Source organism: Stenotrophomonas sp. 28608_Sma (assembly GCF_056486185.1).
Genome location: NZ_CM151308.1, coordinates 1898685 through 1913049 on the forward strand (window position 1 = coordinate 1898685; position 14365 = coordinate 1913049).

General features: G+C 66.6%; 16 protein-coding genes. 12 read left to right on the top strand and 4 right to left on the bottom strand.

Annotated features, from left to right (window positions below):
* Positions 1-56: 56 nt before the first annotated feature.
* From ACZLHH_RS08910 to ACZLHH_RS08935, 6 genes are all read left to right on the top strand, one after another.
* Positions 57-842 (top strand): succinate dehydrogenase iron-sulfur subunit, encoded by a 786-nt coding sequence (locus ACZLHH_RS08910; RefSeq protein ID WP_005409079.1) that lies wholly within the window; start codon positions 57-59, stop codon positions 840-842.
* Positions 843-940: 98 nt separating this feature from the next.
* Positions 941-1189, top strand: coding sequence for an FAD assembly factor SdhE (locus tag ACZLHH_RS08915; protein WP_005409080.1), 249 nt, complete (start codon positions 941-943; stop codon positions 1187-1189).
* Positions 1140-1589 carry a hypothetical protein gene (locus tag ACZLHH_RS08920; protein WP_125895115.1) on the top strand — a complete coding sequence of 150 codons (450 nt, stop codon included), beginning with the start codon at positions 1140-1142 and terminating at the stop codon, positions 1587-1589. Before ACZLHH_RS08915 ends, ACZLHH_RS08920 begins: the two co-directional genes overlap by 50 nt.
* Before the next feature lie 23 nt (positions 1590-1612).
* Positions 1613-2854 (top strand): lipoprotein-releasing ABC transporter permease subunit, encoded by a 1242-nt coding sequence (locus tag ACZLHH_RS08925; protein WP_132809818.1) that lies wholly within the window; start codon positions 1613-1615, stop codon positions 2852-2854.
* Positions 2847-3560, top strand: a complete 714-nt coding sequence (gene lolD / locus ACZLHH_RS08930; protein ID WP_005409083.1) for a lipoprotein-releasing ABC transporter ATP-binding protein LolD — start codon at positions 2847-2849, stop codon at positions 3558-3560. Before ACZLHH_RS08925 ends, lolD begins: the two co-directional genes overlap by 8 nt.
* Positions 3561-3763: 203 nt before the next feature.
* Complete coding sequence (locus ACZLHH_RS08935) at positions 3764-4213, top strand: DUF6491 family protein (protein ID WP_032128869.1); 450 nt, start codon at positions 3764-3766, stop codon at positions 4211-4213.
* A 74-nt stretch (positions 4214-4287) separates the two neighbouring features.
* Here ACZLHH_RS08935 and ACZLHH_RS08940 read toward each other — a convergent pair whose 3' ends face one another.
* The 3 genes from ACZLHH_RS08940 to ftsY form a co-directional block, all read right to left on the bottom strand.
* Entirely contained in the window at positions 4288-4557 is a 270-nt protein-coding gene (locus ACZLHH_RS08940) for an oxidative damage protection protein (protein ID WP_004153160.1), read from the bottom strand.
* 5 nt (positions 4558-4562) lie between these two features.
* A complete protein-coding gene (gene mutY, locus ACZLHH_RS08945; protein WP_134951039.1) occupies positions 4563-5687 on the bottom strand; it encodes an A/G-specific adenine glycosylase in 1125 nt (374 codons plus the stop codon).
* Between the two features lie 82 nt (positions 5688-5769).
* Positions 5770-7092: a signal recognition particle-docking protein FtsY gene (gene ftsY, locus ACZLHH_RS08950; protein ID WP_180844911.1), complete on the bottom strand. Its 1323-nt coding sequence runs from the start codon at positions 7090-7092 to the stop codon at positions 5770-5772.
* A 129-nt stretch (positions 7093-7221) separates the two neighbouring features.
* Between ftsY and ACZLHH_RS08955 the strand changes: the two genes are divergently transcribed.
* Positions 7222-7521: a hypothetical protein gene (locus tag ACZLHH_RS08955; protein ID WP_180844912.1), complete on the top strand. Its 300-nt coding sequence runs from the start codon at positions 7222-7224 to the stop codon at positions 7519-7521.
* A gap of 325 nt (positions 7522-7846) precedes the next feature.
* Here the strand turns inward: ACZLHH_RS08955 and htpG are convergent, their stop codons facing one another.
* The gene (htpG, locus tag ACZLHH_RS08960) at positions 7847-9736 is read right to left on the bottom strand and encodes a molecular chaperone HtpG (RefSeq protein ID WP_180844913.1); all 1890 of its coding nucleotides are present in this window, start codon (positions 9734-9736) and stop codon (positions 7847-7849) included.
* A 736-nt stretch (positions 9737-10472) separates the two neighbouring features.
* Between htpG and rsmD the strand changes: the two genes are divergently transcribed.
* The 5 genes from rsmD (at position 10473) to ggt (ending at position 14280) form a co-directional block, all read left to right on the top strand.
* A complete protein-coding gene (rsmD, locus tag ACZLHH_RS08965) occupies positions 10473-11051 on the top strand; it encodes a 16S rRNA (guanine(966)-N(2))-methyltransferase RsmD (RefSeq protein WP_125895130.1) in 579 nt (192 codons plus the stop codon).
* 26 nt (positions 11052-11077) lie between these two features.
* Positions 11078-11587: a pantetheine-phosphate adenylyltransferase gene (gene coaD, locus ACZLHH_RS08970; RefSeq protein WP_049463242.1), complete on the top strand. Its 510-nt coding sequence runs from the start codon at positions 11078-11080 to the stop codon at positions 11585-11587.
* A 60-nt stretch (positions 11588-11647) separates the two neighbouring features.
* On the top strand, positions 11648-12139 hold the full coding sequence (locus ACZLHH_RS08975) for a hypothetical protein (RefSeq protein WP_004153167.1): 492 nt from the start codon (positions 11648-11650) through the stop codon (positions 12137-12139).
* A gap of 132 nt (positions 12140-12271) precedes the next feature.
* Positions 12272-12553, top strand: coding sequence for a YfhL family 4Fe-4S dicluster ferredoxin (locus ACZLHH_RS08980; protein ID WP_004153175.1), 282 nt, complete (start codon positions 12272-12274; stop codon positions 12551-12553).
* A complete protein-coding gene (ggt, locus tag ACZLHH_RS08985) occupies positions 12550-14280 on the top strand; it encodes a gamma-glutamyltransferase (protein WP_180844914.1) in 1731 nt (576 codons plus the stop codon). Before ACZLHH_RS08980 ends, ggt begins: the two co-directional genes overlap by 4 nt.
* Positions 14281-14365: the final 85 nt, after the last annotated feature.

Genomic DNA, 14365 nt, shown 5'->3' on the forward strand with positions numbered 1-14365 from the left:
CCTACCATGCAATCCGCGCCCACGGGCGCGGGCCGCCTGAGCCAACGAGAGCAGCCATGGCCGAGTTTTCACTCCCCAAGAATTCCAAGATCACGAAGGGCAAGCACTTCCCCGTCAAGAACGGCGGCAAGAACGTGCGCACCTTCAAGATCTACCGCTGGAGTCCGGACGACGACAGCAACCCGCGCACCGATACCTATGAAGTCGATCTGGACGCCTGTGGCCCGATGGTCCTGGACGCCCTGATCAAGATCAAGAACGAGATCGACCCGACCCTGACCTTCCGCCGCTCCTGCCGCGAAGGTATCTGTGGTTCGTGCGCGATGAACATCGACGGCACCAACACCCTGGCCTGCACTCGAGCCATCTCGGACTGCGGCAAGAAGGAAGTGCCGATCTACCCGCTGCCGCACATGAACGTGGTCAAGGATCTGGTTCCGGACCTGACCCACTTCTACGCGCAGTACGCCTCGATCAAGCCGTGGATCCGCACCCAGACTCCGGCACCGCCGGATCGTGAGCGCCTGCAGTCGCCGGAAGACCGCAAGAAGCTGGACGGCCTGTACGAGTGCATCCTGTGCGCCTGCTGCTCGACCAGCTGCCCGAGCTACTGGTGGAACGGCGAGCGTTACCTGGGCCCGGCGATCCTGCTGCAGGCCTACCGCTGGATCATCGACTCGCGCGATGAGGACACCGGTGCACGCCTGGACGATCTGGAAGATCCGTTCAAGCTGTACCGCTGCCACACCATCATGAACTGCGCCCGGACCTGCCCGAAGGGCCTGAACCCGGCGCTGGCGATCGCCGAGATCAAGAAGCTGATGATGGAACGCCGCGCCTGATCAGGCCTGGCTGTACCCGGTAGAGCCACGCCACGCGTGGCTGTGCCACCCCAGTAGAGCCACGCCATGCGTGGCTTTGCTGTATCTGGAGAAACATGATGGAAGAAGACGTTCTGCTGAAGAAGCTGCGCTGGCGTTGCCGCCGCGGCATGCGTGAGCTGGACCAGCTGTTCGGTCGCTACCTGGACCACGAATGGAGCACTGCGCCGACCGAAGAGCGCGAGGTTTTCCTGTTCCTGCTCGACTGCGAGGACGATAAGTTGTGGCGCTGGTTCATGGGCTACGAGGCCTGCCCGCATGCGCACGCGATCCCCCTCATGCAGAAGATCCTCGCCCTCAAGCCTTGAGTGGCGCCCCTCGCGGCTGCAGGCCGCCGCCCAGTTGGCGGTGCTGCTGGCTGCGCCCTGGCTGCTGCGCGCATCGGATCTGCCTTCACGGTTGCTGATGCCCGCGGTGGTGCTGGCCTGGGTCATCGGGTTGGCCGAACTGGCCTGGCGACAGCGCAGGCCGCGCGTGCAGGTGCTTCTGCCGCTACCACCTGAGCCGCTGCAGGTGGCCGGGCAGGACGCCGATGCACCCCAGCTGGTCGTGCGTGGCCCATGGCTGTTGTTGCTCTGGCGTGAGGATCGGCGCCGCCGGCGCCTGCTGTTCTGGCCGGATGTGCTCGATTCCGGGCAGCGACGTGAACTGCGACTGGCCGTGGCCGCACGTGGCGTTTCCCGTAGGCCCCGGTCGATGGCACCATAAGCTGAACTGACCGGCGTGCCTGCATGTTCAAACCCATTCCCGTGGCCATTGGCCTGCGCTACCTGCGCGCCAAGCGCCGCAACGGCTTCATCTCCTTCATCTCGATGGCATCGATCCTGGGCATCGCGCTCGGCGTCACGGTGCTGATCACCACCTTGGCCGTGATGAGCGGTTTCCAGAAGGAGATCCGCAGCCGCCTGCTGCAGATGACCGCGCACACCACCATCAGCCGCGACGGCGAGCCGATGCCGGACTGGATGCGCGTAGTCGACGTGGCCAGCAAGGACCCACGCGTGGCCGGTGCTGCGCCGTACATCGAGATCCAGTCGATGATCAGCGGCCCGCGCGTGCAGGGCGCGATCATCCAGGGCATCGATCCGGCGCTGGAGCCGAAGGTATCGGTGATCGACAAGAAGGTCACCAAGGGCAGCTATGGCAGCCTCACGCCGGGCAGCTTCAACCTGCTTCTGGGCAAGGAACTGGCGATCTGGCTGGGCGTTGATGTCGGCGACCAGGTGCTGGTGACCTTCGCCGAAGTGCAGGGCACGCCTGCCGGTGCGGTGCCACGGATGAAACGCTTCACCGTCAGCGGCATCTTCGAGGCCGGCTACAACGAGGTCGACCGCGGCGTCGGCTTCGCCAACATGAAGGACCTGGAGCGCGTGCTGCGTTCCGATGGCGCCACCGGCGTGCGGCTGAAGCTGCACGACATGGACCGCTCGCTGGAAGTGGGCGTGGACCTCGCGCAGAACCTCGGTGGTGCGTACCGCGTGAGTGACTGGACCCAGCAGAACGCCAACCTCTACCACTCGCTGCGCATGGAGAAGGTGGTGATGGGCATCCTGCTGTCGCTGATCATCGCCATGGGCGCGTTCAACCTGGTGTCCTCGCAGGTGATGCTGGTCACTGACAAGCAGGCCGACATCGCCATCCTGCGCACGCTCGGCCTGACGCCGGGCGGGGTGATGCAGGTATTCATGGTGCAGGGTTCGCTGATCGGCATCTTCGGCACGCTGGCCGGCCTGATCGGTGGCATCACCCTCACACTCAACCTGGAGCGCATCCTGGGTGCCATCGAGAGTGTGTTCAACGTCAAGCTGATGCCGGAGGATGTGTACTACATCACCGGCCTGCCGACCGACATGCAGACCGGCGACGTGGTGGCGATCACCGTGGTCGCGCTGCTGATGAGCTTCCTGGCCACCCTGTATCCCGCCTGGCGGGCAGCACGCACCCAGCCGGCGGAGGCCCTGCGTTATGAATAAGGTCTTCAACCGCGGCGATGAAGTGATCCGCGCCGAAGCACTGGGCAAGACCTACGCCGAAGGGCGCATGCAGACCCCGGTGTTCGATGGCCTGGACCTGACCGTGACCGCCGGCGAAACGGTGGCGATCATCGGTGCTTCCGGTGCCGGCAAGAGTACGCTGCTGCACCTGCTGGGTGGCCTGGACATTCCGACCGCCGGCGAGGTCTATGTGACCGGCCAGCGCATGTCAGCGCTGTCCGATACCGCGCGCGGCCTGCTGCGCAACCAGGCGCTGGGCTTCGTCTACCAGTTCCACCACCTGCTGCCTGAGTTCACCGCGCTGGAAAACGTGATGATGCCGGTACTGCTGGCCGGTACTGCAGTGGCCGAGGCGAGCAGCCGGGCCACCACGCTGCTGGAAGCGGTCGGCCTTGGCCATCGCCTGGACCACAAGCCCGGCGAACTGTCCGGTGGCGAACGTCAGCGTGCCGCAGTGGCGCGTGCGCTGGTCAATCATCCGGCCTGCGTGCTCGGGGACGAGCCGACCGGCAACCTCGATGACCGCACCGCGGCGACGGTGTTCGAGCTGATGCTGGAACTGAATCGTGCGCGGCATACCAGCCTGGTGCTGGTGACCCACGACCGCAGCCTGGCACGGCGCCTGGACCGGGTGCTGGAGCTGCGCGAGGGGCGCCTGCACGCGTTGGCCCACGCCGACGTCTGAGGCGCCGGGCCCGCTTTGGTGGAAGCCGATCTTGGTCGGCTGCTCTTGCAGGGCAAGCGCCAACCAAGGTTGGCGACTACCGGAATCGGAGCCTTGGGCCTGCTTGGGTCGACCGCCGACCGGCTGCTGAATGGGGTACTGGCTTTCGCGCCGGCGTTGTCTGCGCAGGCGCATGATGGCGACAGTTCCCCGAGGAGATCGCGATGAAGACCCCGATCCTGATGGCCGGACTCTGCTTGGCGTTGGCCGCCTGCGCGACCACCGGCCGGCTCAGCTCTGCCGAGAAACTTGACCTGTACCGTGCCCATGCCGGCGCGCCGCAGAACGACATGCAGTTCTTCGGCAGCCTCAACGGCTGGACCGAACTGGGTGACAGCGCGCTGGCGGTGTGGACGCGTCCCAGCGAGGCCTATCTGCTGGAATTGAGGGGTCCCTGCCAGGACCTGCCGTATGCCACCGCCATCGGCCTGACCAGCCAGATGAACCGTGTTTCGGCGCGCTTCGACAAGGTGCTGGTGCGCGACCCGACCGGCGGGCCGCGCATGCCGTGCTTCATCGACAGCATCCGCAAGCTGGACGTGAAGGCGCTGCGCGCCTCCGAGCAGGAGCTGCGCCAGGCGCAGGTGCAGGAGCGCGAGGAAAGCACGAAATAGCGTGGTAGTGCCGGCCGCTGGCCGGCATCGCGCAGATGCCAGGTTGCCGGCCAGCGGCCGGCACTACCTGTGTGTCAGGCTTCCGGGGTGAAGCCGGCCGGCTTTTCCGCGTCCTTCTCGAACAGGAACTTGACCAGTTCGCCTTCAAGGAACGCGCGATGCTCCGGCGTGCGCGGCGACAGGCGGTTCTCGTTGATCAGCATGGTCTGGTGCGCCAGCCACGCAGCCCAGGCCTGCTTGCCGATGTTGTTGAAGATGCGCTGACCCAGTTCGCCGGGGTAGGGCACGAAGTCCAGGCCCTCGGCATCGCGTTGTTCGTACTGGCAGAAGACGGTTCGGGACATGGCATTCACTCGTGGTTGCGGGGTTTCTTGGAATTTCGTTTCGGCGTCTTGATCGTTGCGCCGTCGAGCAGTTTGCGGATCGGTGCCGGCAGGCCCAGCGCGTGCAGTTCGTCGCTGGCGACCCAGCGCAGCGTGGGTTCTTCCACGCGCAGTCCGTGTACCTGCCGCGACAATACCTGCAGATGCAGCTTGTAGTGGCTGAAGGTGTGCTGCAGCACTGGCAGCTCTTCGGCCTCTTCCAGCGAGCCGTCGACGTGCACGTCGAACCAGTCCTGCAGCACGCTGCCGGCATCGGCCTGCGGCAGCGTCCACAACTGCGCCCAGATGCCGGTGTCCGGCCGCTTCTGCAGCAGCACACGCTGCTGGGCGTCGCGCAGCAGCAGCGCAACGGCCTCGCGCTCGGGCAGGGTCTTGCTGGGCTTGGGCGTGGGTAGTTCAGCGGTGCGGCCTTCGCGCCGTGCCACGCAGTCATCCTGCAACGGGCAGATCACGCAGGCCGGTTTGGCACGGCTGCACACCGTCGCGCCCAGGTCCATCTGCGCCTGCGTGTAGTCGGCCATGCGCCCGGCCGGCACCTGCGCCACATGCGCCTCGGCGATCGCCCACAGCTGCTTCTCGATGGCCGGCAGCCCGGGGAAGCCATCGATGCCGTGGTAACGGCTGAGCACCCGCTTGACGTTGCCATCGAGGATCGCGAACGGGTCGTTCCAGGCCTGGCTGAGGATCGCACCGGCGGTGCTGCGGCCGATGCCGGGCAGGGCATGCAATGCATCGAAATCACGCGGCAGGTCGCCGTCGTGCAGTTCCACGCAGCGCTTCGCAGCAGCATGCAGGTTGCGTGCGCGGGCGTAGTAGCCGAGCCCGGCCCACTGCGCCATCACCGCGTCGTTGCTGGCTGCGGCAAGGTCGGGCAGGGTCGGGAAGTGCTGCAGGAACCGCTGGAAATACGGGATGACCGTACTCACCTGGGTCTGCTGCAGCATGATTTCCGACAGCCAGACCCGGTAGGGACTGCGTGGGTGCTGCCAGGGCAGGTCGTGGCGGCCGTGGTCGTCGAACCAATGCAGCAGGTGGGCGACGAAGTCGTCAGTCTGCGTGGTTCCGGCGCTGGCGTGCGGCTGGCGGGGCATCGGTGTTCCAGAGAGGCAGCCACCCGTGGGGTGGCTCTACTGGATTGCAGTAGAGCCACGCCATGCGTGGCTGCACGGTGTATCAGACGCCCAGCGCTTCGGGCAGCAGGGCGTCGACGAAGGCTTCCGGGTCGAACACGCGCAGGTCTTCCGGGCGCTCGCCGATGCCGGCGAAACGGATCGGAATGCCGAACTCGCGGGCCAGCGCGAACACCACGCCGCCCTTGGCGGTGCCGTCCAGCTTGGTTACCACCAGCCCGGTCACGTTCACTGCGGCATTGAACTGGCGCAGCTGCGACAGCGCGTTCTGGCCAGTGGTGCCGTCGATCACCATCAGCACTTCGTGCGGGGCGGTGGGGTCGATCTTGCCGAGCACGCGACGGATCTTGCCCAGCTCGTTCATCAGGCCGGACTGGGTATGCAGGCGGCCGGCGGTGTCGGCGATCAGCACCGAAGTGCCACGGGCCTTGCCGGCCTGGAGCGCGTCGAATGCCACCGAAGCGGCATCAGCGTTCTGACCCTGCGCGACCACGGCCACGCCGTTGCGCTCGCCCCAGGCCTGCAGCTGGGCCACGGCAGCGGCGCGGAAGGTGTCACCGGCGGCCAGCATCAGGCTGTGGCCATCGTCCTTGAAGCGCTTGGCCAGCTTGCCGATGGTGGTGGTCTTGCCGACGCCGTTGACGCCGACGGTGAGCACCACGAAGGGCTTGGCGTTGCGGTCGATCAACAGCGGCTTGGCCACCGGCTGCAGGATTGCGATCAGCTCGGCGCGCAGCGCGGCCAGCAGCGCATTGGCGTCGGCGAATTCGCGCGATTTCATGCGCTTGCGCAGGCCCTCGACCAGATCGGTGGTGGCGCCCACGCCGACGTCGGCGGTGATCAGCGCGGTTTCCAGCTCGTCCAGCAGGTCGTCGTCGAGCTTGGGGTTGCGCGAGAACAGGCCGCCGAAGCTGCGCGCGATGACGCTGTTGCGCAGGCGTTCGCGCCAGCCGGGCTTGCCAGCCGGCGCCGGAACGGCGTCGATCGAGGCGGCCGCAGGCAGGTCGTCGGTGACCGGTGCCGGTGCCGGGGTGGGCTCAGGCAGCGGTGCGGGGGCCGGTTCGATGGCCGGGGTCGCGATAGGGGCGACGTCGATCTGAGCCGTCGGCGCAGGAGCTGCCGGAACCGGTGCGGCTGGGGCCGGAATAACCGGGGTGGGCTCGACAGCGACCGGAACGGCGGTTGCTGGGGGCGGCTCGACCGGTACAGGCTCGGCCGGTACTGCTACCGGCGCCGGCTCCTTGTCCTCGACCGGCGCGGCCGACGGGAATGCCGCCGCCAGCTCTTCAGCCGAGTAGTGCTGGGTCTTGGGTGCCTCCGCTGCGGGGGCATCCTGGGGCTTCTTGCGGCGGAAAAAACTGAGCATTGGCAAAAGGCGCTGAAATCAGGGGGATATGCTACCACTCGGGCCTGTCGGGCCGATGTGGACTCAACATCGCGGCCTGCCGGCCGTTAACCGGTCCGGAGGGCTGCGCACGGCGGCCCGGAGACCGCCATGAACAACGTGATGGGAATTGCTCTCAGTGGGATGCAGGCGGCCCAGCAGGGCGTCCAGGTGGCCGCGCACAACGTGGTCAACCTGGCGACCCCGGATGCCCAGCACCTGCAGTTGCAGCGCATTACCACCGAGCAGGGTGGGGTGCAGGCTTCGGTGGCGTCCATCGGCGCCGATGCCGGCGCGCCGCTGGGTGATCTGCTGGCCGCGAAAGCCGAGGTCGTGGCCTTTGCCGCCAATGCCACGGTGATCCGTCGCCAGGACCAGATGCTGGGCTCACTGCTGGATCGGGACGCCTGAGCAACACCGTTTTGGCAGGTGCCAACCGCCGCCCCTGGTGGGTGCCAACCTTGATCGGCACGCTTCGACCCAGCCTGGTAGGTGCCAACCTTGGTCGGCACGCTCGACCCGCCCTGGTAGGTGCCAACCTTGGTTGGCACGCTCGACCCGCCCTGGTAGGTGCCAACCTTGGTTGGCACGCTTTTGGGGCGCCAACCAAGGTTGGCCTCTACCAGGGCAGCAGTGCCAACCAAGGTTGGCCTCTACCAGAGCAGGAATGCCAACCAAGGTTGGCATCCACCAGCACCCGGTAGCGCCGGGCCATGCCCAGCGACCACCGCCTCGATCAGACCGACAGCTCCAGCAGCAGCTTGTTCAGGCGCGCCACATAGGCACCCGGATCCTTCAGGCTGTCACCAGCGGCCAGCGCAGCCTGGTCGAACAGCACCCGGCCGAGGTCGTCAAAGCGCGCGCCATCGGCTTCGGCATCGAGCTTGGCGATCAGTGGGTGGCCCGGGTTGATCTCCAGCACCGGCTTGCTGTCCGGTACCTTCTGGCCGCTGGCCTCCAGGATCTGGCGCATCTGCAGACCCAGGTCCTGTTCGCCGATGGCCAGCACCGCCGGCGAATCGGTCAGGCGGTGCGAGACGCGCACTTCGGCCACGTCATCACCCAGCACCGTCTTCAGGCGCTCGACCAGGCCCTGCTTGTCCTTGGCCGCCGCTTCCTGTTCCTGCTTGTCCGCTTCGGTTTCCAGCGCGCCCAGGTCGAGGTCACCACGGGCGATGTCGACGAAGCCCTTGCCGTCGAAATCGGTCAGGTAGCCCATCAGCCACTCGTCGATGCGGTCGGTCAGCAGCAGCACTTCCACGCCCTTCTTGCGGAACACTTCCAGGTGCGGGCTGTTGCGCACCTGGCTGTAGCTCTCGCCGGTCAGGTAATAGATCTTGTCCTGGCCTTCGGTCATGCGGCCGAGGTAGTCGGCCAGCGACACGCTCTGCGCATCGCCGTCGCCACGGGTGGAGGCAAAGCGCAGCAGGCCAGCGACCTTCTCGCGGTTGTTGTAGTCCTCGGCCGGGCCTTCCTTCAGCACCTGGCCGAATTCCTTCCAGAACGTGGTGTACTGCTCCGGCTTGTCAGCGGCCAGCTTTTCCAGCATGTCCAGCGAGCGCTTGGTCAGCGCCGCCTTCATCGAATCGATGACCGGGCCGGACTGCAGGATCTCGCGCGAGACGTTCAGCGACAGGTCGTTGGAGTCGACCACACCCTTGATGAAGCGCAGGTACAGCGGCAGGAACTGCTCGGCCTGGTCCATCACGAACACGCGCTGCACGTACAGCTTCAGGCCCTTGGGTGCATCGCGGTGATACAGGTCGAACGGTGCGCGGCCGGGCACATACAGCAGCGAGGTGTACTCCAGCTTGCCCTCGACCTTGTTGTGGCTCCACGCCAGCGGATCGCTGTGGTCGTGTGCCACGTGCTTGTAGAACTCGGTGTACTCGGCGTCGCTGATCTCAGTGCGCGGGCGGGTCCACAGCGCGCTGGCGCGGTTGACGGTTTCCCACTCACCGGCGGCGCCCTCTTCGGCTTCCTTCGGCATCTGGATCGGCAGGCCGATGTGGTCCGAGTACTTCTTGAGGATGCTGCGCAGGCGCCAGCCATCGGCGAAGTCGTGCTCGCCTTCCTTCAGGTGCAGCACGATGCGGGTGCCGCGCTCGGCCTTGTCGACCGTGGCGACTTCGAAATCGCCTTCGCCGCGCGAGGTCCAGCGCACGCCTTCCCCTGCAGCCAGGCCAGCGCGGCGCGAGGTCACTTCCACTTCGTCGGCGACGATGAAGGCGCTGTAGAAGCCGACGCCGAACTGGCCGATCAGCTGCGAATCCTTCTTCTGGTCGCCGGACAGTTGGCGCAGGAAATCGCCGGTGCCGGACTTTGCGATCGTGCCGAGGTGGGCGATGGCTTCGGCGCGGCTCATGCCGATACCGTTGTCTTCGATGGTGATGGTGTGGGCGGTGGGGTCGAAGCTGACGCGCACGCGCAGCTCGCTGTCGCCTTCCAGCAGGGCCGGCTGGGTCAGGGCCTCGAAACGCAGCTTGTCGGCGGCGTCGGCGGCGTTGGAGACCAGCTCGCGGAGGAAGATCTCCTTGTTGGAGTACAGCGAGTGGATCATCAGTTGCAGCAGCTGCTTGACTTCGGTCTGGAAGCCAAGGGTTTCGGTCTGGGTGGTCTCGGTCATCGATAAGGCTCCGTGTGCAATGCCGCGCCAGCGCGTGCGGCCTCGCCAAGGGGTATGGCTGATTGTCCCGAAATCAAGGGGTTGGTCGGCCGGGCTGCGCCCGGCACCCGCTCAGTGCAACTGCAACTGCCAAAGCCAGGGCCAGAGCGGCATCCCGTGGGATGGCGGGGCACTGTGGGTTCGCGGGGGCGGCGCAAGTACGTCCATGTAGCCTTGGTCGCCGCATCCATGCGGCTCACACCCCGCGAACCCACAGTGCCCCGCCTCTGACAGGTTCACGCGGCTGTTGGTGGGGGCCGACCGTTGGTCGGCACATCTGTCAGATATCGAATGAATTCATCCACGCATGGCGTGGATCTACTGGCAACGGCGGCTGTTGGTAGGTGTCGACCTTGGTCGACACGATTTTTCCATAAGACATCGATATCCAACCCAGTGCCGACCAACGGTCGGCACCCACCAGAGCAGAAAGCCCTTTCGACAGATCGCAGGAGACTGTCGAAGGCGGGGTGGGTCCGGTTGAGGGGGCGTGAGCCGCATGGATGCGGCGACCGAGCTTACATGGATGTACTTGCAGCGCCCCCCTCAACCGGACCCACCCCGCCGGCCCACGGATAGCCGGCTTTTGCCGTTGCTCCGGCCGTTGCCGTGGCTTCGACGGGTGCCGGGCAAAGCCCGGCCGAACTACAATCCCGCTCATGCTGAAATTCTCGAATACCTCCCGCCGGGGGCGCCGATGAGCGGCCGTGGCGGCAATGAAGGCCAGGTCCGCATCATCGGCGGGCGCTGGCGCAATACCCGCCTGCCGGTGCCGATCCTGCCGGGGCTCCGCCCCAGCAGCGACCGTGTGCGCGAAACCCTGTTCAACTGGCTGATGCCCAGGCTCGGTGGGGCCCGCGTGCTGGACCTGTTCGCCGGCAGTGGCGCACTGGGCCTGGAGGCGGTCTCGCGCGGTGCCGCCCACGCCACCCTGGTCGAACGCGACGCGCAGCTGGGACGCAATCTGACCGCTGCCGTGACCAAGCTGCAGGCCAGCGACCAGATCAGCGTCGTGCAGGCCGATGCCCTGCGCTGGCTGCAGGGCGCGCCGGCGCAGCAGGCCGATCTGGTCTTCATCGACCCGCCGTTCGCCGACGGCCTGTGGCAGGACGTGCTGGCCCAGCTGCCGCGGCACTTGGCCGCCGATGCCTGGCTGTACCTGGAATCGCCGGCCGGCCACGTGCCGGTGCTGCCACCGGACTGGCTGCTGCACCGCGAGGGTGGCACCCGCGAGGTGCGCTTTGCCCTGTACCGCCGCGCCACTGCTACACTTTGACCTCATCTGAACATCTGCATCCGCCCATGACCGTGGCCAACCGCCGCATTGCCGTCTACCCCGGCACGTTCGATCCGATCACCAACGGTCACATCGACCTGGTGAGCCGTGCCGCGCCGCTGTTCGAAAAGGTCGTGGTCGGCGTGGCGCAGAGCCCGTCCAAGGGCCCGGCGCTGCCGCTGGAGCAGCGCGTGCAGCTGGCGCGTGGCGCGCTGGCCCACCACAGCAACGTCGAGGTCATCGGCTTCGATACCCTGCTGGCGCATTTCGTACGTTCGGTCCAGGGCGGGGTGCTGCTGCGCGGCCTGCGCGCGGTGTCCGACTTCGAGTACGAGTTCCAGATGGCCAGCATGAACCGGCACCTGATCCCCGAGGTCGAGACCCTGTTCCTGACCCCGGCCGAGCAGCACAGCTTCATTTCGTCCTCGCTGGTCCGCGAGATCGCGCGCCTGGGCGGCGACGTGTCCGGCTTCGTGCCGGCCGCGGTGCTCGAAGCCCTGCGCAAGGTCCGCGAAGCGAAGGCGGCACAGTCGTAAGCCCCGCTGTACCCGCACCCCATTACGTACAACACCACGCACCATTCCGGGAGGAAACCCATGAACACCACCATGCGCGCGATGCTGATCGCTTCGTTGGCCCTGGCCTTCACCGCCTGCAAGAAGGAAGAGGCCGCTCCGGTCGACGAGGCCAAGCAGGCCCTGGTCGCTCCGTCCAAGGACGACGATGCAGGCTGGAAGAAGTACCTGCAGGAAGTGGCGATCCAGAACATGGGCAACATCACCAACAGCCCGTTCCTGTACTACCTCTCGCCGGAATCGGACCCGGACTTCCAGGCCAAGTACGAGCGCCAGACCGAGAGCGCGACCCAGGCCGTGGCCCGTGGCGTGCAGCCGGGCAACATGCTGGCCTTCGGTTCGTCGGCCTCGGGCAAGATGGCTGACATGATCCAGGCCGTGTTCAAGGACGTGTCGCCGGATTCGATGAAGGGCGTGCGCGTCGTCTTCATCGGCCAGTCGGCCGACAACGCCCGCGTACAGGCTGCGATCCAGCCGACCGGTGCCGAGTACATTTTCGTCGAAGCCAAGTAAGACCGAGCCATGGCGGCCATGCTCCGGCATGGCCCGGGCGGCGTCCTGCAAGGGCGCCGCTGATGACCTGACCGGCCCGCGCGCCCGCGCTGGCCGGTCCTTTGTCCCAGGGCGCGGGCGAGGAGTATCGCCGTGTCGCTGAAAATCAACGAGCTCTGCGTCAACTGCGACGTATGCGAGCCGGCCTGCCCGAACCAGGCCATTGCGATGGGTGAAACCATCTACGTGATCGACCCTGCGCGCTGCACCGAATGCGTGGGTCATTTCGACGAGCCACAGTGCGTGGTCGTCTGCCCGGTCGAGTGCATCGACCCGGACCCGGAGATCGTGGAAACGGAAGACCAGCTGCTGGCCAAGCTGCGCCAGCTGCAGCACGATCACCCCGAACTCTACGCGGAGCCCCCATCCGAATGAAGACGCTGATCGTCCGCCCCCTGTTGCTGCTCGGCCTGCTGCTGAGCCCGATTGCCTGGGCCGACAGCCCGGCCCGTGCCGAGCGCCCCGATGGCGCGGCCATTGCCAGCGGCCATGCGCTGGCCACCCAGGCGGGCATCGACATCCTGGCGCAGGGCGGCAACGCCTTCGATGCCGCGGTGGCGGTATCGTCCACGCTGGCGGTGGTCGAGCCGATCAGTTCCGGCCTGGGCGGTGGTGGCTTCTTCCTGCTGCACGATGCGGCCACCGGCAAGGATGTGATGCTGGATGCGCGCGAGACCGCGCCGGCCGCGGCAACGCCGCAGGCCTTCCTCGACAAGCAGGGCAACCTCGACCGTGATCGTTCGGTCAACGGTGCCTGGTCGGCCGGTATTCCTGGTCTGCCCGCAGCGCTGGTCGAGCTGTCGGCCAAGCACGGCAAGCTGCCATTGGCGACCTCGCTGCAGCCGGCCATTCGCATCGCGCGCGAAGGCTTCCCGGTGTACGACCGCATGGCCAAGGGCTATGCCTCGCGCCGTGAAGTGATGGAGCGCTATCCCGGAACGCGCGAGGTCTACCTGCGCAACGGCAAGCCGATCGCCAGCGGTGACCTGTTCAAGCAGCCGGAGCTGGCACAGACGCTGGAGCGCCTGGCCGCAGGTGGCTTCGATGGCTTCTACAAGGGCCAGACCGGAACGCTGTTGCTGGCCGGCGTGAAGCAGGCCGGCGGCAAGTGGACCGCTGAAGAGCTGGCCGGTTACCGCGTGAAGCAGCGCGAGCCGATCGTGTTCAACTACAACGGCTGGAAGATCACCACCGCGCCGCCGCCGTCGTCCGGTGGCATCGCGCTGGCCAGCATGCTGCAGATCCTGGAAGGCTGGGATATCAAGAAGATGGACCCGGCGCACCGCACCCACCTGGTGGTGGAGTCGATGCGTCGCGCCTACCGCGACCGCACCTTCTTCCTCGGCGATCCGGACTTCGTGCAGATCCCGCAGAAGGTGCTGACCAGCAAGGACTATGCACAGGGCCTGCGGGCGACCATCCATCCGGAGAAGGCCACGCCCAGCGACCTGCTGTCGGGCAACCCGACGCCGCTGGAAGACGACGAGACCACGCACTTCTCGATCATCGACCGCGACGGCAACCGCGTCGGCGCCACCCAGACCGTCAACCTGCTGTACGGCTCGGGGCTGATTCCCAAGGGCACCGGCGTGCTGCTGAACAACGAGATGGACGACTTCGCGCTGAAGCCGGGCACGCCCAATGCGTTCGGCGTGATGGGCTATGAAGCCAATGCGCCGAAGCCGGGCAAGCGCATGCTCAGCTCGATGACGCCGACCTTCATGGAGAACGCCGACAAGGTGGTGGTGCTGGGCACCCCGGGTGGCAGCCGCATCATCACCATGGTGCTGCTGGGCATCCTCGGCTACGACGACGGCCTGGATGCGCAGCAGGTTGCCGCACTGCCGCGCTACCACCACCAGTGGCTGCCGGACCTGATCGAAGCCGAGGACGATGCGTTCGACGCGGCGACGGTGAAGCAGCTGCAGGCGATGGGCCACAAGATCGACCTGCCGGGCAATGTCGCCGTGGGTGGCCGCGGTTCCAGCCACGTGTGGGGCAACCTGCAGACCGTGGAATGGGACCGCAGGGCCAACAAGCTGTTCGGTGGCAGTGACCCGCGCAACCCGGTGGGCAGTGCCCAGGTGGTGCCGGCACACTGATCCGGTGGTGCCGGCTGCTGGCCGGCAATCCGGCTGATTATCGAAACCCCGCCTTTGCCGGCGGGGTTTTCTGTTTCCCTTCTAG

Coding starts and splice junctions, on each gene's coding strand:
- ACZLHH_RS08920 (WP_125895115.1), top strand. CDS start 1,140: ATGCGCACGCGATCCCCCTCATGCAGAAGATCCTCGCCCTCAAGCCTT.
- ACZLHH_RS08975 (WP_004153167.1), top strand. CDS start 11,648: ATGAACACCACCATGCGCGCGATGCTGATCGCTTCGTTGGCCCTGGCC.
- lolD (WP_005409083.1), top strand. CDS start 2,847: ATGAATAAGGTCTTCAACCGCGGCGATGAAGTGATCCGCGCCGAAGCA.
- rsmD (WP_125895130.1), top strand. CDS start 10,473: ATGAGCGGCCGTGGCGGCAATGAAGGCCAGGTCCGCATCATCGGCGGG.
- ACZLHH_RS08915 (WP_005409080.1), top strand. CDS start 941: ATGGAAGAAGACGTTCTGCTGAAGAAGCTGCGCTGGCGTTGCCGCCGC.
- htpG (WP_180844913.1), bottom strand. CDS start 9,736: ATGACCGAGACCACCCAGACCGAAACCCTTGGCTTCCAGACCGAAGTC.
- ACZLHH_RS08935 (WP_032128869.1), top strand. CDS start 3,764: ATGAAGACCCCGATCCTGATGGCCGGACTCTGCTTGGCGTTGGCCGCC.
- mutY (WP_134951039.1), bottom strand. CDS start 5,687: ATGCCCCGCCAGCCGCACGCCAGCGCCGGAACCACGCAGACTGACGAC.
- ACZLHH_RS08925 (WP_132809818.1), top strand. CDS start 1,613: ATGTTCAAACCCATTCCCGTGGCCATTGGCCTGCGCTACCTGCGCGCC.
- ggt (WP_180844914.1), top strand. CDS start 12,550: ATGAAGACGCTGATCGTCCGCCCCCTGTTGCTGCTCGGCCTGCTGCTG.
- ACZLHH_RS08940 (WP_004153160.1), bottom strand. CDS start 4,557: ATGTCCCGAACCGTCTTCTGCCAGTACGAACAACGCGATGCCGAGGGC.
- ACZLHH_RS08955 (WP_180844912.1), top strand. CDS start 7,222: ATGAACAACGTGATGGGAATTGCTCTCAGTGGGATGCAGGCGGCCCAG.
- ftsY (WP_180844911.1), bottom strand. CDS start 7,092: ATGCTCAGTTTTTTCCGCCGCAAGAAGCCCCAGGATGCCCCCGCAGCG.
- coaD (WP_049463242.1), top strand. CDS start 11,078: ATGACCGTGGCCAACCGCCGCATTGCCGTCTACCCCGGCACGTTCGAT.
- ACZLHH_RS08910 (WP_005409079.1), top strand. CDS start 57: ATGGCCGAGTTTTCACTCCCCAAGAATTCCAAGATCACGAAGGGCAAG.